This is a genomic window from Phreatobacter sp. (genome assembly GCF_027532945.1).
Taxonomy (GTDB): domain Bacteria; phylum Pseudomonadota; class Alphaproteobacteria; order Rhizobiales; family Phreatobacteraceae; genus Phreatobacter.
Genome location: NZ_JAPZTZ010000005.1, coordinates 127,155 through 146,513, shown reverse-complemented (window position 1 = coordinate 146,513; position 19,359 = coordinate 127,155). Strand labels below are relative to the sequence as shown.

The following is a 19,359-nucleotide window of genomic DNA, read 5'->3' as shown; positions in this document are numbered from 1 at the left end:
GCCTGAGGAACGTCCCATGTCGAAGAAGTCGCCGAAGGATCTGCGCAGCTACCGCTGGTTCGGGACCAGCGACATGCGCTCGTTCGGCCATCGCTCCCGCACGCTGCAGATGGGCTATGGCCGCGACGAGTTCATGGGCAAGCCGGTCATCGGCATCATCAACACCTGGTCCGACGTGAACCCCTGCCACCTGCATCTGCGCGACCGCGCGGAAGCCGTGAAGCGCGGCGTCTGGGCGGCGGGCGGCTTCCCCGTGGAGATCCCGGTCATGTCGGTGTCGGAGCAGTACCAGAAGCCGACGACCATGCTCTACCGCAACTTCCTCGCCATGGAGACGGAGGAATCGATCCGCTCCCACCCGCTCGACGGCGTGGTGCTGCTCGGCGGCTGCGACAAGTCCACGCCTGCGCTCGTCATGGGCGCGACCAGCGCCGGCCTGCCCTTCATCTTCGTGCCGGCCGGGCCCATGCTGCGCGGCAACTGGGCGGGCAAGACCCTCGGCTCGGGCTCGGATGTGTGGAAGTACTGGGCAGAAAAGGAAGCCGGCAACATCACGGAAGCGCAGTGGAACGACATGGAGACGGGCATCGCCCGCTCCTTCGGCACCTGCATGGTGATGGGCACCGCCGCCACCATGATGAGCCATGCCGAGGTGCTCGGCCTGACCCTGCCGGGCGCCTCGGCCATTCCGGCAGCGGATTCAGCCCATCCCCGCATGGCCGCCATGGCCGGCAAGCGGATCGTCGAGATGGTCTGGGACGACCTGACGCCGGACAAGATCCTCACCCGGCAAAGCTTCGAGAACGCCCTGGTGGTTCACATGGCCGTGGCGGGCTCCACCAATGCCATTATCCACCTCATCGCCATGGCGGGCCGCGCCGGCGTGCCGCTGACCCCGGACGATTTCGACGCCTTCTCCCGCAAGGTGCCGGTCATCGCCAATATCCGGCCCTCCGGCGGCTTCCTGATGGAGGATTTCTACTATGCGGGTGGCCTGCCGGCCCTGCTGAAGCAGCTGAAGAGCCTCCTGCACACCGACGCCATGACGGTGTCGGGCAAGCCGCTCTCGCAAATGATCGACCTCGCGCAGGTCTATGACGCGGACATCATCCGCCCGCTGGACAAGCCCGTCTCGACCGAGAACGGCCTTGCCGTCCTGCGCGGCAACCTTGCTCCCGGCGGCTGCGTCATCAAGCCGTCGGCGGCCGAGCCGCGCCTCCTCAAGCATACCGGCCCAGCCCTGGTCTTCGAGACCTATGACGAGATGTCGAAAGCCGTGAGCGACGAGAATCTCGACGTCACCGCCGACCATGTCATGGTGCTGAAGAATGCCGGCCCGGTCGGCGGACCGGGCATGCCGGAATGGGGGATGCTGCCCATCCCGAAGAAGCTGCTGAAGCAGGGCGTGCGCGACATGCTGCGCATCTCGGACGCGCGCATGTCCGGCACCAGCTATGGCGCCTGCGTGCTGCATGTGGCGCCGGAAGCCTATGTGCGCGGGCCGCTCGCGGCGGTCAGGACCGGCGACCTCATCAGCGTCGATGTGGAGGCGCGCTCCATCTCGGTCAACCTCACCGAGGCCGAGATCGCCGCGCGCATCGCCGCCTGGACGCCGCCCGACCGCGACTATCCGCGCGGCTGGGGCAAGATGTCGGCGGAGCATATCCGCCAGGCCGACCAGGGCTGTGACTTCGACTTCCTCGAAGGCACGGCGAAGATCCCCGAGCCTGAGATCCACTAAACCCCGCGCCGCGCGCGGGGGTGGCAGAAGCCGCCCCGGCATGGACGGCCGCCGGGGCGCGTGACAGTCTCCGCGCCATGGCGGTTCTCTGGCTTGGCGAAGCGGATGTCGAGGCGCTCGTCGACCCGGCGGCGCTGGTCGACGGGTTGGCCAAGGCCTTTGCCGGGCTCGCCCGCTTCACCGAGCATGACGCGGCGCGCATCGACGGCACGGATGGCGCGACCGGCTATCTCTCGGTCTTCCCGGCGGTGGATCTCGCCGATGGCCCAGCCTCGGCCAAGGTTCTGGCGGGACGACCGGCCAATGCGGCGGAGGGGCGGCCCGAGATCGACGCCGTGGTGGTGCTGGCGGAGCCCGCCACCGGACAGATCGCCGCCATTCTTTCGGCCCGCAGGCTGACGGCCTATCGCACGGCGGCGGTGACGGCGCTGGCGCTGCGCCTGCTCGGGGTTAGGAGCGCAACGGTCGCGCTGGCCGGCACGGGGCTGCAGGCCATGACCCATGCGCGGGTTCTCATCGAGACCGGCATCGCCGCGCGGATCCTCGTCGCATCAGCCTCGCGCGGACGAGGCGCGGCAGAAGCCTTCGTGACGGGCCTGCCACCTCCTGTCGCGGCCTGCTGCGAGGCCGTTGACCTCGATTGGATCGGCACCCGTGCCGAAGCGCTGGTGACGCTGTCGCTGGCCGCGACGCCGCTGCCGCTCGGGCCGCTCGCCGCCGATGGCATTCTGGTCGGCGTCGGACCCTTCTACCCAGAGGCTCACGAGCTCGACCCGGCCCTCGTCACATCGGCCGCGACGGTCATCTCCGACCATCCCGAGCGGCTGCGCCGGCAATGGGCCGGCCATGCCGTCGCCGCCCGGCCGCTTGTCGGGATCGACGATCTCGCCGCCGGGCGGTTGAGCGCGCCCGCCGCAGGCCGGCGCATCGTCCTCTCCGATGGCCGCGCCTTCGAGGACAATGTCGCCGCGCGCCAGATCCTTGCCGCCGCCCGCCTGAGCGGACGCGGCCTTTCCCTGCCCTGAGATGTCCATGCCGGTCCCAAAGCCAAAAGCCTTCCTGCAAGAGCTCACTCGCCTCGGCCGCGACGGCGAGGGTCCCGTGCAGGAGCGCGTCGGGCAGGCGCTGGCGGAGATCGGCTGCGCTGTCGAAACGATGGACTACGATCCGGCGGGCGTCGTGCTCAGAGAAGAATTCGCCACCGGCCAGACGCTTCAGCCAGGCCAGCGCCGCGCTGTCGTCGGACGGCTCAAGGGCAGCGGCGGCGGACGCAGCCTCATCCTCTTCGCCCATCCCGACGGCGAGCCGCAGGGCGACCTCTCCCGCTGGAGCATCGATCCCTTTGCCGGCGTCGAGCGTAACGGGCGCATCGTTGGTTTCGGCGTCGCTGACGACCTCAGTGGCGTGGCGGCGATGGTCTCTTCCCTGGCGCTGGCCAAGGCCGATGGCTGGCGGCCGGCCGGTGACGTCATCATCGCCTCGACGCCGAGCAAGCGCCATGCGCGCGGCGTCGCCGCCCTTCTCGCCCGCATGGCCCCGCCCGACGCGGCGCTCTATCTGCACCCCGCCGAGTCCGGCATGGGCATGGCGGAGGTGAAGGCCTGCACGCCGGGGCTTCTCGAATTCCGGATCGCCTTTGCCGGCAAGGCGCCGGAGACGGTGGAACCCGGCCAGACCGCCTTTGCCCATCGCGCGGTCAGCGCTGCAACGGTGCAGGCGGTGCTTCTGGCGGCCCTCGCGGAGCTGGACGCAGCCCGTGGCGCGCGCATCCGCCACGCCCGCATCGCCGACTTCGTCGGCCGCGCCACCAATCTCCATGTCTCCCATGTCCGGCTGGGCGTGGAGGGCAAGCGCAACACGATCGCGGTCACTGGCGAGATCGAGGGCGCGGTGTCCATGCCGCCCGGCGAGCGCCTCGCCGACATGCAGGGTGAGATCACCGCGACGGTGGAAGCGGTCTTCGCGCGAGCCCCCTTCGACATCCTGCCGAAGCCCGAGATCGCCTTCCTCGCGGGCGTCGCGGGCGCCGAGGTGCCGGCGGATCATCCGCTGTTCCGCGCAGCCGATGCCGCCATCACCGCGGTGGTCGGCAAGCCGGCTTTCGTCAATCCGGTGCATACGGCGAGCGACATCCGCGTGCCGATCCTGCAGGCGGGCATTCCCTGCATCGGGCTCGGGCCGCTCGGCGGCAATCTCACCCAGAATGGCTTTGCCGACGAATGGGTGGATGCCGCCGACCATGAGCGCTGCGTGGCCGTGGTCGCCGACATCCTGAAAGCCTGGTGCGGCTAGAAGCGATCGAGCCCGAACATGGCGTGCGGGAGGTCGGAGCGGCCGTCAACCATGAGGTCGCGGGTGATGCGCGCGACGACGGGCGCCAGAGAATAGCCGTTCGACGTCACGCAGTTGAAGAAACCGGGGGCGCCGGGCATCTCGCCGAGGATCGGCGCACCGTCGATATTGATGTTCATCGCCGCCCAGACCCGGACGATACGCAGCCGCGCCGCTGCCGGCAGGACATGGGCGGCGACCCAGGCATTGCCCTCGATGCTCGCCATCTCGACATGGCTCGCGCCGGTTGCCGGGTCGAGCGAGGCCGGCCAGGCGCCGCCGATGACGAGGCCGCCCGTATCCGCCTGCTTGAGGCTCAGGTGCCGGCTCGCATGGGCGACGAGATGCTTGACCATCTTGGGGCCAGGCTCGGTGACGATCATCTGCAGCGGCGCGCCCTGGACGGGGATCGGCCGCGCCGCCATGGCCGCGACGCGCGAGGCCCAGCCGCCGGCGCAATTCACGACGCGGCGGGCGAACACTGTTCCAGCCTCGGTCTCGACGCGCCAACCCGTGCCATCGCGTTCGATCGACGTGACGCCGGCAAAGGTCTCGAACCGCGCGCCGGCGGCCTTCGCCATGGCGACGATGGCGGGGGTCGCTCTGAGAGGGTTGATCTTGCCCTCGTCACGGCAGAGCGCGGCGCCGGTGAAATGCGGCGCGATGAGCGGTTCGAGGCTGCGCAGCTCGTTGGCGCCGATCAGCTCGGAATCGATGCCGTAGCTCTTCTCCAGCGCCGTCTTCTGGGCGAGGAAGGCCATGTCCGCCTCGCTCTCGCCGACCATGACGCCGCCCGGCGTCGCCATTTCGAAGTCGGCTCCGGAGAGGGCCTCGATCTCCTTCCACAGGCGGATGGAGACGGGGGCAATGCGCAGCACCTCTGCCGCAGGCCGTCCGCCGGCCTGGGCCTTGGCGCCGAAATCGAAGGAGAGGAGCTGGACGTGCAGGCTGCCGGCATTGGCGCCCGAGGCCTGAACGTTGGGCTCGTGCCGGTCGACGACGGTGACCGAGACGCCCGAGCGGGCAAGCTCCCAGGCGACGGTGGAACCGACCACGCCAGCGCCGATCACCACGACATCGGTGTCGATGCGGCCGAAGGGCTCGCGCGCGAGCGCGACGCGCGGCGAGACGGCGGGCGGCGCGGACTGGCGGTGACCGCCCCATTCCGCCTTCTCCACCGCGATGGCGCCGAGCGGCACGGGACGGGCCGGCGGGCGCGGCGCGAAGAAGGCGCCGACATCGGGCGCGGGGCCGCCCTCGGCCGCGACAAGACGGGTGAGCGGACCGGCGCAGAACCGTCCCTGGCAGCGGCCCATGCCGGCGCGGGTCAGGCGCTTCACGGCGGCGAGGGTCGGACTTGCCGTGCGGCAGGCCTCGCGCACGGCACCGGCGGTGACTTCCTCGCAGCGGCAGACATGGGTCGTGTCGGCGATGAACGCAGCGTCGAATTTCGGCTGGGTAAAGAGCGACCAGAGCGCCGCCTGGAAGCGGCGGGCCTTCGCCAGGTCGCCGGGCGCCGTGGCGGTCTCGGCGGGAGGCGTGAGGCCAAGCTTCACCGCGATGGAACCCGCCGCCAGCGCACCCTGCGCCAGAGCGACGCGCGAGCCGCCGATGGCCGCGCCATCGCCAATGGCGTGGATGCCGGTCACGCTTGTGGCGCCATCGTCGGCCGCCTCAACCGCCACATGGCCGGCAGCGGCGTCGACATAGGTGAGCCGGCAACCGAGCTGGCGGGCCAGCTCCGCCTGCGGCTGGAAACCCATGTTGAGCGCGACGGTGCGGCAAGCGAAGCGGAGGATGGCACCATCGGCCTTTCGCACCTCCACCGCCTCGACACGGTCGGCGCCATGGATCGCCGTGATGGCGCTGCCCCAGAGCATGGGCACGCCGGCGCGGCGCTGGGCCACGAGCTGGGCCATGCCGGCGAGGGTCAGCCGCCAGTCGGCGGTGAGCATCCGCGCGAGGGGTGCGAGCGCGGCGAGCGAGGGGCCGGGACCAATGTCGATGACGGCGGCGGGCCTGTGCCCGGCCTTCACCAGCTCCAGCGCCATCTGGATGTTGAGGGGGCCGGAGCCCGCAATGACGATGGGGCCCACCGGGATCGCCTCTTGCGCGCGGACGAGGCCCTGCAGGCCGCCTGTCGTCATCACCCCCGGCAGGGTCCAGCCCGGCAGCGGCACGGGTCGCTCGCTCGCGCCCGTGGCGATGATGGTGAAGCGCGGCTCGACCACGCAGGCGCCCTCGGGCCGCAGCACGCCGACGCCCTCGCCGGCCGAGGCGTACCAGACGGTCGAGGAGGCCCAGAGTTCGGCACCCGAGCGGCGGAGGCGCTCTTCCAGCGCCCGCCCCTCGGCGAATTGCGCGTCGGCCGGAGGCGCTGCGGGATCGCCAACCTGCCGCGGCTTGAAATATTGGCCGCCGGTCGCCGCCCGCTCGTCGCAGACCACGACGCTGGCGCCGGCCTCGGCCAGGAGCGCAGCAGCTGTGGCGCCGGCAGGACCCGCGCCGACCACCAGCACATCGACCGCGCGGCGCGGCAGCGGGCCGGCGGCGAGCGGGGCGAGATCGCCGAGGGTTTCGGCGGAGCCGGAGGCCGAGGCGACGGCCATGCCCTCGCTCACCTTCTCGAGGCAGGCGCGCAGCCCGGTGCGGCCGTCCACCGTGACGAGGCAGTCGAAACAGGCGCCCATGCCGCAATGGATCCCGCGCGGCCGGTCGTTCCGCGTCTGCCGCAGGGCCGCCATGCCCTGTGCGGCGAGCGCGGCGCCGATCGTCTCGCCGCGGCGGGCGAGAAAGGCCTGTCCATCGAAGGTGAAGCGGAGGGCCTCCTCCGGCGCGAGGTCAGGACGCGGTGCCGGGGTCATGTTGCCTATCGCTTTGCATACAAGGCATATACTATTTCGATCATCTGACCGGAAGCCATCGCAGGAGAAGGCCATGCGCCCGTTTCGTGGAACCTACACGGTGCTGGTCACCCCCTTTACGGCCGATGGGTCGGCGGTGGACCTTGCGGCGCTGGCGCGGCTGGTCGAGTTCCAGATCGCCGAGGGCATTCACGGGCTCATCCCGCTGGGCTCCACCGGCGAGTTCCTGTCGGTGACGCCGGACGAGCGCCACGCCATCGTCGAGACGGTGGTGAAGACCGCCGCCGGCCGCGTGCCGGTGCTGATCGGCACGGGTGGCGAATGGACCCGCGATGTGGTCGCCATGTCGCGCGAGGCGGAGGCCCAGGGCGCCGACGGCGTGATGATCATCCCGCCCTTCTACAGCGTGCCGACCGAGGACGAACTCTACGTCCACTACAAGACGGTGGCGGACGCCATCTCCATTCCGATCATGGTCTACAACAACCCGGCCACCGCCAATGTCGACCTGCTGCCGGAGACGGTGGCGCGGCTCTCGACCATCGACGCCTGCTGCTACATCAAGGAATCGACTCTGGACGTCACCCGCGTGCGCGACATCGTGCGGATCTGCGGCGACCGCATGACGGTCTTTGCCGGCGTGCTCGGTTTCGAATCCTTCTGGCTCGGCGCCGAGGGCTGGGTCGCGGTCTGCTCGAACGTGGCGCCGCACCTGTCGGCCGAGCTCTTCAACGCCTCGGTGGACCGCCGCGACCTCGACGAGGGCACGGCCATCCACCGCAAGCTGATTCCGCTGCTGCCCTTCGTCGGCGGCCCGCGCTATGTCTCCGGCACCAAGGCGGCCTTCGAGATGATGGGCATGTCCATGGGGCCGCCGCGCCCGCCTCGCCTGCCGCTTCCCGAGGCCGACAAGCCGGCGCTGCGCAAGGTGCTGGCGGGCATGGGCCTCCTGCCGACGAGCGCCGTCGCGGCGGAGTGATCAGCCGATCGCCAGGAGCCGGCGCGGCGTCGTGACGAGCAGCGTCTCGATCTCGGCCTCGCTCCAGCCGCGGTCGCGCATGAGCGGGCGGACATTGGCGAGGATGTGCCGGTAGCCGTGGCCGCCTTCGGCCAGGAGGCGGGTGCGGGTGCAGATGTCGTGGCTGATGACGACGCGCTCGCCGAGGCCTGCCTCGAAGAGGCGGCGCAGGGCGCGCAGGCGCATCCAGTCGTTGGGCAGGTCGACCACGCCCATCCAGTAGTTCGACGTCTCGATGCCGAAGAAGTCGTATTCGACGATGCAGCGGCGGGCGAGCGCCACCACCGCCTCGACATCTTCCGGATGCGTGCGGTCCATGTGGCTCATGACGACGCGGGAGAGATCGGCGCCGGCTGCCTCCAGCACGTCGCAGATCTCGGTGCAGGCCAGGGGGTGGCGGCCGGGATGGACGTTGATCATCGCGCCCGTTCGCCGCTGCGCCATGGCCCCGGCGATCAGCGAACGCCGCTCGAAGGGCGTCATCGGCCAGGAGACGCCGATCTCGCCGATGACGCCGCAGCGCACGTCGGTGCCCCAGGCGCCCTCTTCGATCTGGCCCACCATGGTCTCGGCGAGAGCCTCGGCCGGAGCCTCGCGCGTCGCCTCATCCATATAGGCCTCGGTGTAGAAGCCGGCGCCGAGCACCATGTGCACGCCGGTTTCGCGGGAAAGGTCGCTGAGGCCGATCGGGTCGGGGCCGATGCCGCCGGTTGTGAGGTCGACGATGGCGCTGCCGCCGGCGGCGCGGAATGCTGCAAGATCGTGCGCGGCGATGCCTTTATCGGCAAGGATGTGGTGGCCGGGGACCATCGGGCGGTAGTCGAGGTCGTGGCGGTTGGCGAGAGTGATGGCGAAATCGCCGCCCTGCCCGCGCCAGTCCGGGCGGGTGAGGTCGCAGAGCACATGCTCGTGCATCAGCGTCGGCCCCAGCGCCTCCGCCGGGATCGGTCCTGTCACCGTGATGATCGTGCCGCTCATGCGCTCGTCCTCATCATGTCGGGAGCGTCCTCGCGCTCTCGCAGGCGCGCGTCAGGACCACACCGGACCTGCCGATTCACAGCGGCTCGCCGCTTGCGGTCCGAGCTTATGCTGGCATACGCTGTGCATACAATCGGGATGAAGCCGCCCTGCGAACCGGGCGGCGCGATGAAGGAGTGTCGCACCATGAGTCGTGATCCGTCCCTGACCCTGACCGACCGCCGGACGCTGCTGGCCGGCACGGCTGCTGTCGGCCTCGCCGCGGCCCTGCCCGGCCGCGCCAACGCCCAGGCGAAGATCGCCGCGCCCAACATCATCAAGCCCGGCACGCTGGTCATGTCGATCAACCCGACCCTGCCGCCGCTGCAGTTCGTCGACGACCGCGGCCAGCTCCAGGGCATGCGCGTCGAACTCGGCAACGAGATCGCCAAGAGCCTTGGCCTGACCCCGGAATATGTGCGCATCGAATTCGCCGCCATGGTGCCGGGCCTCGCCGCCAAGCGCTGGGACATGATCAACACCGGCATCTTCTGGACCGAAGAGCGCTCTAAGCTCATGTACATGGTGCCCTATGAGCGGGCGGCGATCAGTTTCCTCGTGGCGCGCGGCAACCCGCTGAAGATCGAGAAGTGGGAAGACCTCGCCGGCAAGGCGGTCTCGGTCGAGCTCGGCGGCATCGAGGAGCGGCGCACCCGCGAGGTCGACACCATGCTGAAGGCCAAGGGCCTCGCCGGCATCACCATCCGCACCTTCAACAATTTCGCCGAGGCCTTCCAGGCGCTGCGCGCCGGCCAGGTCCAGGCCTCGACCTCCATCGATGCCACGGCGATGTTCTGGCAGGGCCGCGGCGATTTCACCCGCGCCGTCGCCGGCCTCTTCCCGCAGACCGCGACCTTCGCCTTCGCCAACAAGACGCTGGCCGAGGCGGTGGTGGGCTCGCTGAACGACCTCAAGAAGTCCGGCTACTACGACCAGCTCTTCGACCGCTTCGGCGTGCTGAAGATCGAGAGCGACACGTTCAAGATCGACGGCCCCGGCCCGGCCTGATCATCCCGCATCCGCATCCCGGCGGCCGGGCACTCCCGGCCGTCCATACCCCCGAGGAGCCCCGCCGATGCGCGTGTGGAACTGGGAAGGCTTTTTCAGCTACTTCACCAACCCCTATCTGCTGGAAGGCGCCCTCGTCACCCTGTTCCTGACGCTGTCGACGCTGGTCCTCGGCTTCGTGCTCGGCCTCGCCATCACGCTGATGCGCATGTCCTCGTCGCGCATCCTGTCGGGCATCTCAAAGTTCTATGTCTGGGTGTTCCGCGGCACGCCGCTGCTGGTCCAGCTCATCATCATCTATACCGGCCTGCCGCAGCTCGGCCTGGTGCGGCTGTCGGTGTTCGAATCGGCGGTGCTGGGCCTCGCCCTCAACGAGGCGGCCTACCTCTCCGAAATCCTGCGCGGCGGCATCCTGTCGGTGGGGCCGGGGCAGAAGGACGCGGCCAAGGCCCTCGGCCTCAACCGCCGCCTCGCCTTCGTGCTCATCACCATGCCGCAGGCGCTGCGCGTCATCATCCCGCCGCTCGGCAATTCGGTGAACGGCCTTCTGAAAACCACGTCCATCGCCTCGGTCATCTCCATGGAAGAGCTGCTGCGGCGCGGGCAGATCCTGATGCAGCAGCGCTTCGAGGTGCTGGAGATCTTCTGCGTCGTGGCGATCATCTATCTGGTGATGACCACGGGGTGGGATTTCATCCAGCGGCGGATCGAGGCCCATTTCGGCAAGGCCTATGGTGGAATGAACAACACACAACTCGTCCGTGACGACCGCTGACGATGCGTGTAGGGAGGCGGAATGACCTCTGTCCTCAAGGCTGACCTGGATCCAACGGCGGACCACCTGACGTCGGGCACCGGCGTGAACCTGTCGTCGCTCGCCCACAAGGCGGTTTCCGAGATGATCCGCGACCGCCGGCTGAAGGGCGGCGACACCATTGTCGAGGCGCGGCTCGCCGACGCGCTCGGCATTTCCCGCACGCCGCTGCGCGAGGCCCTGCAGCGGCTCGAAGGCGAGGGGCTGGTGCGCAAGGTCGCCAACCGCTCCTACGTCGTCCGCCTCGTCGATCTCGGCGAATATCTCCACAGCCTGAAGGTGCGCGAGATCCTCGAAGGCGAGGCCGCGGCGCTCTCCATCGGCGCCATTCCCGGCGAGGAGCTGGCGGCGACGCGCCACGAGATCGAGACGCTGATGGCCTCGACCTCCTACCACACCCAGGCGCACTGGCAGTCCGACGACCGCCTGCACGGGCTCTATATCGACCATTGCGGCAATCCGGTCATGGCCGAGATGATCCGCGCGCTCAGGGTGACGACACGGCTCTTCGAGATCGCCAAGCTGAAGGACCGGCTGGAGCCCGATTCAACCGAGCATCTCGCCATTCTCTCGGCACTGGAAGCCGGCGACCGCCGCGCCGCCCGCACCACCGTGCAGGTCCATTGCCGCAGCCTCAGGGATTTCGCGCTGGCGACGGTGCGCTGACCCTGAAGAGCCGGCGCGGATTGTCGCGCAGCGCCTGCGCGAGCGTGTCACGAGGGACGCCGGCCGCCTCCAGCAGCATGAGGAAGCAGCGCAGGCCCTCGACGGGGGGCGGCAGCAGATAGACCCCGCAATCGCTCGACAGGATGACGCGCTCCGGCGGCAACACCGCGATGCGCGCGACCATGTCGGCCACGCCGGAAGCGGGAATCGTGTGCTTCTCCGCATCCACATGGGTGAGGCCGACGGCGGTGGCGTGGCTGACGAAGAAGAACGAGAACTCGGCATGGCCGCCCGCCGCGACCACGGCGGCGATGGCCTCGGGCGCGGAATGGTTGGCGGGAAAGAGGATGCGCGTCACGCCGCGGGCTTTGGCCTCCTCCGCGAGGCGGACAGCCTCGGCGTCGGAGACATGGCCGAGGTTGAAGACCACGTCATGGGCGGCACAGAGGTCGAGGATTTCCGGCAGCGGGTCGGGCAGTGGGCCGGTCTCCGGCACGGCAAAGCAGGCCTCGACATGCAGGGGTGATCGGCTTTCCTGCCGCGCGACATGGCGGGTGTGGTGGGTCGGCAGCGACAGGAAGCGCGCGCCGGTCCCCTCGCCATAGCCATAGGCCAGCGCGATGCGCGCGGCCTCCGCGGACACGCCACCGGCGGGCGGCTCCATGATGAGGCCGCCGAAGACCTCGACGCCGAGATGGCCGAGCTCGCGCATGGCCAGCGCCGCAAGCCCCGAGGAATTGGCGAAGTTATCCATGAGGCCGAGGCCCGCCATGCCGGCGGCGGCGGCCTCGCGCACCGCCTCGAAGACGTCGAGGCGGCGGCGGTTGATGTGCGGGCAGGCATGGACATGGCCGTCGACGGCGCCGGCGAGGAGGTCGAGACCGGGCGGCGGCGGACGCATCACATGTCTCCTCAGTACCGCAGGGACATTTCAGTGGCGAAGGATCTTGGCCGTGAAGTCGCGCAGGCGCTCCGTCTGCGGGTTCTCGAAGATCTCGGCGGGGCTGCCGGTCTCGACGATCCGGCCGCGATCCATGAAGATCACCCGCGTCGCGACTTCGCGCACGAAGGCCATCTCGTGGCTGACGACGAGCATGGTCATGCCCTCCGCCGCGAGGCCGCGGATCGTGTCGAGCACCTCGGTGACGAGTTCGGGATCGAGGGCGGCGGTCACCTCGTCGAGGAGCAGGATGGCGGGGTGCTGGGCCAGCGCCCGGGCGATGGCGACGCGCTGCTGCTGGCCGCCGGAGAGCTCGTCCGGATAGGCGCCGAGCTTGGCGCCGAGGCCGACGCGCTCCAGGAGCTTCGCCGCCTCCGCCTCGACCTCCGCTTTCGGCCGCTTCTTCACGATCTGCGGGGCGATGGCGACATTGCGCAAAGCCGTCATGTTCTGGAACAGATTGTACTGCTGGAAGACGATGGCGAACTGCTCGCGGGCGCGGCGGAGCGACTTCGCCTGATCATAGCCGATGGTCTCGCCGGCAAGGCGCACTGTGCCGCGGGTCGGCTTGGTGAGGCCGATGAGCGTGCGGAGCAGCGTGCTCTTGCCCGAGCCGGACGGCCCGATCAGCGCCACCACCTCGCCCTTGGCGATGCTCACCGAGACGTCGGTGAGCACTTCCAGCGCCCCGTAATTGGCGCTCACGCCCTGCAACTCCAGAAAAGCCAACGCTGCCTCACGTTCCATCGACTGCCCGATGATTCAGCTTGCACCGATACGGAAGATTGCACAAGATCGGTATACAATCCTGGCCAAACGAGAGGGGTCACTCATGAGCGCGGATCGCACCAAGGGCGGGACGGGAACAGGCGGGCTGTCGAGGCGCGGCGCCCTTATCGGAGCGGCGAGCCTCGCCGGCCTGGGGCTGACGAAGTCGGCGCTCGCCAAGCCGCTGGCGGAGGTGCTCTCGACCAAGAAGCTGCGCGCCGGCATCAACCCGACCCTCGTGCCCTTCGGCGTGTTCAACCAGCAGAACCAGATCGACGGCTTCGACGCCGACATCGCCCGCGAGATCGCCCGGCAGATGCGTGTCGAGCTGGAAATCGTCCAGGTCGGCTCGCCTGACCGCATCCCCTTCCTGCAGGCCGACCGCATCGACATCGTGCTCGGCGCCATCACCCGCACGGTCGAGCGTGCGCTGGTCATCGACTACACGATCCCGCTGCATACCCAGAGCGTCGTGGTGCTGACCAAGCAGAGCGGCACCGCCGTGCCGATCGCCAAGCCGGCCGATCTCGACAATCCGGCCGTCCGCCTCGTCCAGGTGCGCGGCACGGTCGGCATCCCGTGGATCCAGGCCAATGCGCCGAAGGCCCAGGTGACGCTGCTCGACAATTACCCCGACACGTTCCGCGCCCTGCAGCAGGGCCGCGCCGACGCGATGGTCGACGTGCTGGAGTCCATTGTCGTGCCGATGAAGAACGTCGCGGGCGTGCCGTGGAAGGTGCTGGACGAGGTGCTCGCCAGCACCTGGGTCGGCATCGGCGTGCAGAAGGGCAATACCACGCTCAAGGACGTGCTGAACGTCGTGCTGTTCGAGATGCATCGCTCCGGCTTCGTCGGCAAGACCTGGGAAAAGTGGTTCGGCGTGCCGATGAAGACGCCGGTTCCGATGAACCCGATGTTCTAATCAGCCCGATCATCTGACGCCTGCCGCGCCGGCCTTGAGCCGGCGCATCGTCCGGGGCCCGGCCATGGCCGGGCCTCCAGGAGATCCGCATGACCCTTCAATACGGCCAGGTCCTTCGCTACCTGCCCGACTTCCTGATCGGCGCGGCGATCTCGCTCGTCATCGCCCTGGTCGCCTTCGCGCTGGGGCTGCTCATCGGGCTCGTCTGTGCGTCGGTGCTGACCTATGGCCCGCGCCTCGCCCGCTGGGCCGTGCGCGCCTATGTCAGCTTCTTCACCAACACGCCGCAGCTCGTCCAGATCTTCTTCCTGTTCTTCGCCCTGCCGGAGTTCGGCATCCTGCTATCGCCGGTGCAGGCGGTGCTGATCGGCATGACGCTGAACGCGGGGGCCTATCTCACGGAGATCCAGCGCGCCGGCTTCCAGTCGCTGCCGCAGGCGGAGATCGACGCCGCCGAGACGCTCGGCTTCACCCGCGTCCAGACAGTGCGCCACGTCATCGCCCCGCACATCGTCAAGGCGCTCTACCCGTCGCTGTCCAACCAGTACATCATCATGACGCTCGGCACGTCGATGGCCGCCATTTTCGGCGTCGAGGAGCTGACCGCCCGCGCCCTCAACGCCAATGCCACGAGCTTCCGCTCCATCGAGATCTTCTCGCTCGTCGCCCTCATCTATATCGGCCTGACCATCATCGCCTCGGCCATTCTCTACACGTTCGGGCGGCTCGCCTTCCGGGTGAAGGCGAGGGCCTTCTGATGACGGCGATCCAGCAGTTCCTGGCGGAGGCGCCGCGCTTCTACACCTACTGGAACATGCTGTTCCTCGGGCAGGCTGCGCTCAACACCATCCTCGTCTCGCTGATCGGCTGCCTGCTCGGCTATGTCGTCGGCTTCGTTGTGGCGACGCTGCGCCTCGCGGCCATCATGCCGGTTGCGCCGGTGCGCGGCTTGCTCATCACCCTGGTGGAGGCTGTCAGGCGCATTCCCTTCCTCGTGCTGCTGATGTGCGTGTTCTTCGGCTTCCAGCTGTCGGGCGCCAACCAGAGCCTCTTCGTCATCGCCGTGACGGCGGTGGCGATGCGCATGTCGGCGCTGGCCGCGGAAAACATCCGCGCCGGCTACGAGGCGGTTCACCAGCGCCAGTGGGAGGCGGCGGCGGCCCTCAACATTCCGCCGATCCAGGCGCTGTTCCGCATCATCCTGCCGCAGGCCTGGCGGATCATCCTGCCGCCCTCGACCATCCACACGGTGAGCATGATCAAGGAGACCTCGCTCGTCTCGCAGATCGGCTTCCTCGAACTGACCTTCGCCGCCCGGGCGTTGAACCAGCGCGGCTTCTCGGCGCTGATCTGCTTCGGCACGATCCTGGTCGCCTATTTCGTCATTTCCTGGAGCTTCGCGGCGGTCGGCCGAAGGCTGGAACGCAAGCTCGTTCATGAAGCGCGCGGGGTTCGCCGCGAGGCTGGCCCGCGATGAGCGCCCGTCGCCTCCATGCCGCGTCGCCGCGCGTCGCCGTCACCATCGACGGCGCGCCCGCCATGCTGCCGGTGGGCGAGAGCCTTGCGACGGCGCTGCTCTGCGAGGGCCACGTCTTGCTGCGGCACAGCCCGCGTGACGGGACCCCGCGCGGCGCCTTCTGCTTCATGGGCGCCTGCCAGGAATGCGCCATCCTCGTCGATGGCATCGTGCGGCAGGCCTGCCTGACGCCGGTCGCAGCCGGCATGGCTATCGCCCTCAAGGGGGCGTCATGACCGCTCCCCTGCCCTTCGACATCATCGTGCTCGGCGCCGGCCCGGCTGGCGCGACCTGCGCCGCCACGGCGGCCGAGGCCGGACGGAGGGTTGCCGTCGTCGATGAACAGCCACAGGCCGGCGGCCAGGTCTGGCGTGCGCCGATGGGCGGCTTCCCCGGCAAGGGCGATGCGGACCAGGCGTCGGGCGACGCGCTGCGGCAGCGCCTCGTCACCTCGTCCGCAACGCGGCTCCTTGGCCACCGCGTCTGGTCGGTGGTGCGGACGGAGACAGGCTACCGCGTCGACACGCTGGGGCCGGACGGTCCGACCGCGCTCGAGGCGCCCTCCCTCGTCGTCGCCACCGGCGCACATGAGCGCGTCGTGCCCTTTCCCGGCTGGACGATGCCGGGCGTCATCGGTCTTGCCGCCGCGACAGTGCTGCTCAAATCCCACGGGGTCGTGCCAGGCCGGAGGCTCGTCGTCGCGGGCTGCGGCCCGCTGCTGGCGGTGGTCGCCGCCGGCCTCGTCAAGGCCGGCGCGGAGGTGGCAGCTGTCGTCGATATCGCGCCGCGCAGCGCCTGGCTGGCGCGGCTTCCCGCCATCCTCGGCCAGCCCCGGCTCGCGGCGCGCGGCCTCTCGTGGGCCTTGGCAGTAGCGAAGGCAGGCGTTCCCATGCTCTCCGGCCATGGCGTCCGCCGCGTCGAGGGCGGCGCGGCCGTCGCCCGCGTCGTTGTCGGCCCGGTGGATGCGGAGGGCGCGCCGGCGGACGGCCCCGAGAGGGTGTTCGAGGCCGATGGCCTGATCGTCGGCCATGGCCTTACCACGGCCTCGGAGGTCACGCGGCTCTTGCGCGCCGAGCATCGCTTCGACCGGCTGCGCGGCGGCTGGATTCCCGTCATCGACGGCGCGTTCCAGACGAGCCTTGCCGGCCTCTACGCCATCGGCGACGGCGCCGGCATTCGCGGCCAGGCCATGGCGAGCCTCTCCGGCGAGGCCCTCGGCTGGCATCTCGCCGGCCGCCGCGCGGAAGCCGAGGCCGCGCGGGGGCGCATGGCCGCCGCGACGCCCTTCTCCGATGCCATGGCCGGGCTGATGGCCGAGCGCCCGGCGCAGGTCCGCGCCATCGCGCCCGACACCGTCGTCTGCCGCTGCGAGGATGTCACGCGCGCCGAGATCGACGCGGCAGTCGCGGCGGGCGCGACGCAGATCGACCAGCTCAAGCATTTCACCCGCTGCGGCATGGGGCCCTGCCAGGGGCGCTCCTGCGCCGACACGGTGCAGGAACTGATGGCGGCGCGGCTCGGCACGACGCGCGAGGCGGTCGGCCAGTGGACGGGGCGGCCGCCGCTCCGCCCCGTCCCGCTGGGAGAGGTCATCGGTGCCTTCTCCTATGACGACATCCCCATTCCAACACCGGCGCCGCTATGAGCGCGCGTCAAGATCTCGTGGTGGTTGGCGGCGGCATCCATGGCTGCACGGTCGCCCTGATGGCAGCGCGCGGCGGCCTGTCGGTCGCCCTCATCGAGCGCGGCGCATTGTGCCGCGAGGCCTCGGGCGTCAATGCGGGCACCCTCACCATGCAGATGACGCGCGTCGCGCTCATCCCCTATGCGCTGCGCGCCCATGCCATGTGGGCCGATGCGCGGAGCTGGCTCGGCCACGATGTCGGGGTCGTCGTCTGCGACGGCCTCTCCCTCGCCTTCACCGAGCGCGAGGAGGAGTTGCTGAGCTACCGGGCGGGGAAGCGCCGCGAGGCTGGCGCGCCCATCGACCTCATCGGCGCCAATGCGGCGCGCGAGGTGGAGCCCGGCCTCGGCGAGGGCGTGAGGCTTGCCGGCCATTGCAAGGTGGACGGCTATGCCAATGCCTATCTCACCGGCCTCGCGTTCCACCGGGCGCTGACCGATGCGGGCGTGACGCTCATGGAGCATCGCGCCGCCACCGGCATCGACCGTGAGGAGGGCGGCTTCGCGGTGCAGACCGCGCAAGGCGTGGTGCGGGGCACGCGCCTGGTGATCGCCGGCGGGGTCTGGATCGAGCCGATGATGGCCTGGCTCGGTGTGTCCCTGCCGATCAAGGTCCTCATCAACCAGCTGGCAGTCACGGAGCGCCAGCGGCCGGTGATGCGCACCGTCATCGGCATCGCCAGCGGCCTCCTCTCGCTGAAGCAATATCCGCACGGCACGACCGTCATCGGCGGCGGCTGGCAGGGCGTCGGCGACCGCGAGCGCGGCGGCGTGGCGCTGATGCCGGAGCGGCTCATCGGCAATGTGCGCCTCGCCTGCCATGCCATTCCTGCCCTCAAGGAGGCGCGGCTCGCCCGCGCCTGGGCGGGGCTGGAGGCCGAGACCGCCGACGCGCTGCCTGCCGTCGGGCCCATTCCCGGCATCCCCGACGCCTATGTCTGCGGCTCGGTCCATTCCGGCTATACGAGCGGGCCCTATCTCGCCCGCCTGCTCGCCGACCTCATCCTGGAGCGCGAGCCCGCGCTGCCGCTCTTTCCCATTGACCGGCTGCTTCCCCCGCAGGCCGGGAGGGCCGCCTCATGACCATCATCGCCGACCGCCTCCGGGGAATCCACGCCGCCACCATCGTGCCGATGACGACAGGCTTCGCCGTCGACGAGGCGCGGCTCTCCGAGCATATCGCGGCGGTCAGCCATGTGCCGGGCATCCGTGGCCTGCTGGTCAACGGCCATGCCGGGGAGAACTTCGTGCTGAGTTCGGCGGAGAAGCGGCGGGTGGTGGAGATCGCCCGCAAGGTCGCGCCGGCTGACTGCCTGATCTGCTCCGGCGTCAATGCCGAGTCGAGCCTCATGGCGGCGGAGGATGCCCGCGCGGCAGAGGACGCGGGCGCCGACATCCTCCTCGTCTTCCCGCCCAATGCCTTCGCCCTGTCGCATGATCCGGCGGCCGTGCTGCTGCATCACGAGATCATCGCCGGGGGCTGCTCGCTGCCCCTGCTCGTCTATGGCGCGCCGGTGGGGGCCGGGCACATGGCCTATCGCCCGGAGGTGTTGACCGCGCTCGCGGCGAACCCACGCTTCGTCGGGGTCAAGGAGGGCAGCTGGGAGGTCGCGACCTACGAGCAGAACCTGCGCCTGCTCAAGGCTGCGCGGCCCGATTTCGTGGTAATGGGCTCGGGCGACGAGCACCTGCTCACCAGCTACATCATCGGCAGCGCCGGCAGCCAGGTGAGCCTCGCGGCGGTGGCCCCCGAACTCTGCGCCGCCTTCTTCGCCGCCGCCGATGCGGGCGACTGGGCGGAGGCCCGGCTGCTGCACGAGCGCATCTATCCGCTGGCGGTGGCGATCTATCGCGACGCGCCGGGCGGCCGGGCGACGGCCCGGCTCAAGGCCTGCCTGCAGCTTCTCGGCCGCCTGCCGAATGCGGTGGTGCGGCCGCCCCAGCCACCCGCGACGGCAACGGAGATCGCGACGCTGACGAAGGCGCTCGCTGCCGCCGGCGTCGCCTGACGGCGCTCCATCGGCCGAGAGGCCGAGGCGGGCGCGATTGACCGGCAGGCGAGCCGCCGCGC

Annotated in this window: 18 protein-coding genes; 14 read left to right on the top strand and 4 right to left on the bottom strand. The window is 69.9% G+C overall.

The annotated features are described in order from the left end of the window. Positions 1-16: 16 nt before the first annotated feature. The 3 genes from araD to O9344_RS05175 all read left to right on the top strand — a co-directional run bounded on the left by araD (position 17) and on the right by O9344_RS05175 (position 4,033). On the top strand, positions 17-1,741 hold the full coding sequence (araD, locus tag O9344_RS05185) for an L-arabinonate dehydratase (RefSeq protein ID WP_298473707.1): 1,725 nt from the start codon (positions 17-19) through the stop codon (positions 1,739-1,741). A 77-nt stretch (positions 1,742-1,818) separates the two neighbouring features. Next, positions 1,819-2,766: a hypothetical protein gene (locus O9344_RS05180; RefSeq protein ID WP_298473705.1), complete on the top strand. Its 948-nt coding sequence runs from the start codon at positions 1,819-1,821 to the stop codon at positions 2,764-2,766. A gap of 7 nt (positions 2,767-2,773) precedes the next feature. Beyond that, the gene (locus O9344_RS05175; RefSeq protein ID WP_298473702.1) at positions 2,774-4,033 is read left to right on the top strand and encodes a M20/M25/M40 family metallo-hydrolase; all 1,260 of its coding nucleotides are present in this window, start codon (positions 2,774-2,776) and stop codon (positions 4,031-4,033) included. Here O9344_RS05175 and O9344_RS05170 read toward each other — a convergent pair. Continuing rightward, positions 4,030-6,936: an FAD-dependent oxidoreductase gene (locus O9344_RS05170; RefSeq protein WP_298473699.1), complete on the bottom strand. Its 2,907-nt coding sequence runs from the start codon at positions 6,934-6,936 to the stop codon at positions 4,030-4,032. The genes O9344_RS05175 and O9344_RS05170 overlap by 4 nt on opposite strands. A 73-nt stretch (positions 6,937-7,009) precedes the next feature. Here O9344_RS05170 and dapA point away from each other — a divergent pair, with 73 nt between their 5' ends. After that, a complete protein-coding gene (dapA, locus tag O9344_RS05165) occupies positions 7,010-7,915 on the top strand; it encodes a 4-hydroxy-tetrahydrodipicolinate synthase (protein ID WP_298473696.1) in 906 nt (301 codons plus the stop codon). Here the strand turns inward: dapA and O9344_RS05160 are convergent, their stop codons facing one another. Beyond that, positions 7,916-8,932: a hypothetical protein gene (locus O9344_RS05160; RefSeq protein ID WP_298473693.1), complete on the bottom strand. Its 1,017-nt coding sequence runs from the start codon at positions 8,930-8,932 to the stop codon at positions 7,916-7,918. Positions 8,933-9,118: 186 nt separating this feature from the next. On the opposite strand from O9344_RS05160, the gene O9344_RS05155 reads away from it, so the two are divergent. The 3 genes from O9344_RS05155 to O9344_RS05145 all read left to right on the top strand — a co-directional run bounded on the left by O9344_RS05155 (position 9,119) and on the right by O9344_RS05145 (position 11,459). After that, positions 9,119-9,979 carry an ABC transporter substrate-binding protein gene (locus O9344_RS05155; RefSeq protein ID WP_298473688.1) on the top strand — a complete coding sequence of 287 codons (861 nt, stop codon included), beginning with the start codon at positions 9,119-9,121 and terminating at the stop codon, positions 9,977-9,979. A gap of 67 nt (positions 9,980-10,046) precedes the next feature. Further along, complete coding sequence (locus O9344_RS05150; protein WP_298473685.1) at positions 10,047-10,754, top strand: amino acid ABC transporter permease; 708 nt, start codon at positions 10,047-10,049, stop codon at positions 10,752-10,754. Between the two features lie 21 nt (positions 10,755-10,775). Beyond that, the gene (locus O9344_RS05145) at positions 10,776-11,459 is read left to right on the top strand and encodes a GntR family transcriptional regulator (RefSeq protein ID WP_298473683.1); all 684 of its coding nucleotides are present in this window, start codon (positions 10,776-10,778) and stop codon (positions 11,457-11,459) included. On the opposite strand, the gene O9344_RS05140 is transcribed toward O9344_RS05145, so the two are convergent. Together O9344_RS05140 and O9344_RS05135 are read right to left on the bottom strand one after the other, a co-directional pair. Further along, a complete protein-coding gene (locus O9344_RS05140) occupies positions 11,428-12,360 on the bottom strand; it encodes a DUF6282 family protein (RefSeq protein WP_298473679.1) in 933 nt (310 codons plus the stop codon). The genes O9344_RS05145 and O9344_RS05140 overlap by 32 nt on opposite strands. A 30-nt stretch (positions 12,361-12,390) precedes the next feature. Next, complete coding sequence (locus tag O9344_RS05135; RefSeq protein ID WP_298473676.1) at positions 12,391-13,128, bottom strand: amino acid ABC transporter ATP-binding protein; 738 nt, start codon at positions 13,126-13,128, stop codon at positions 12,391-12,393. Positions 13,129-13,231: 103 nt separating this feature from the next. Here O9344_RS05135 and O9344_RS05130 point away from each other — a divergent pair, with 103 nt between their 5' ends. From O9344_RS05130 to O9344_RS05100, 7 genes are all read left to right on the top strand, one after another. Then, positions 13,232-14,089 carry a transporter substrate-binding domain-containing protein gene (locus O9344_RS05130; protein ID WP_298473673.1) on the top strand — a complete coding sequence of 286 codons (858 nt, stop codon included), beginning with the start codon at positions 13,232-13,234 and terminating at the stop codon, positions 14,087-14,089. Between the two features lie 89 nt (positions 14,090-14,178). Further along, positions 14,179-14,847 (top strand): amino acid ABC transporter permease, encoded by a 669-nt coding sequence (locus O9344_RS05125; RefSeq protein ID WP_298473670.1) that lies wholly within the window; start codon positions 14,179-14,181, stop codon positions 14,845-14,847. After that, complete coding sequence (locus tag O9344_RS05120) at positions 14,847-15,566, top strand: amino acid ABC transporter permease (RefSeq protein ID WP_298473668.1); 720 nt, start codon at positions 14,847-14,849, stop codon at positions 15,564-15,566. The genes O9344_RS05125 and O9344_RS05120 overlap by 1 nt, the downstream gene beginning before the upstream one ends. Next, on the top strand, positions 15,563-15,841 hold the full coding sequence (locus O9344_RS05115; RefSeq protein WP_298473665.1) for a (2Fe-2S)-binding protein: 279 nt from the start codon (positions 15,563-15,565) through the stop codon (positions 15,839-15,841). The genes O9344_RS05120 and O9344_RS05115 overlap by 4 nt, the downstream gene beginning before the upstream one ends. Beyond that, the gene (locus tag O9344_RS05110; protein WP_298473663.1) at positions 15,838-17,250 is read left to right on the top strand and encodes an FAD-dependent oxidoreductase; all 1,413 of its coding nucleotides are present in this window, start codon (positions 15,838-15,840) and stop codon (positions 17,248-17,250) included. The genes O9344_RS05115 and O9344_RS05110 overlap by 4 nt, the downstream gene beginning before the upstream one ends. Then, positions 17,247-18,371: an FAD-binding oxidoreductase gene (locus tag O9344_RS05105; RefSeq protein ID WP_298473661.1), complete on the top strand. Its 1,125-nt coding sequence runs from the start codon at positions 17,247-17,249 to the stop codon at positions 18,369-18,371. Before O9344_RS05110 ends, O9344_RS05105 begins: the two co-directional genes overlap by 4 nt. Further along, complete coding sequence (locus O9344_RS05100) at positions 18,368-19,297, top strand: dihydrodipicolinate synthase family protein (RefSeq protein WP_298473659.1); 930 nt, start codon at positions 18,368-18,370, stop codon at positions 19,295-19,297. Before O9344_RS05105 ends, O9344_RS05100 begins: the two co-directional genes overlap by 4 nt. Positions 19,298-19,359: the final 62 nt, after the last annotated feature.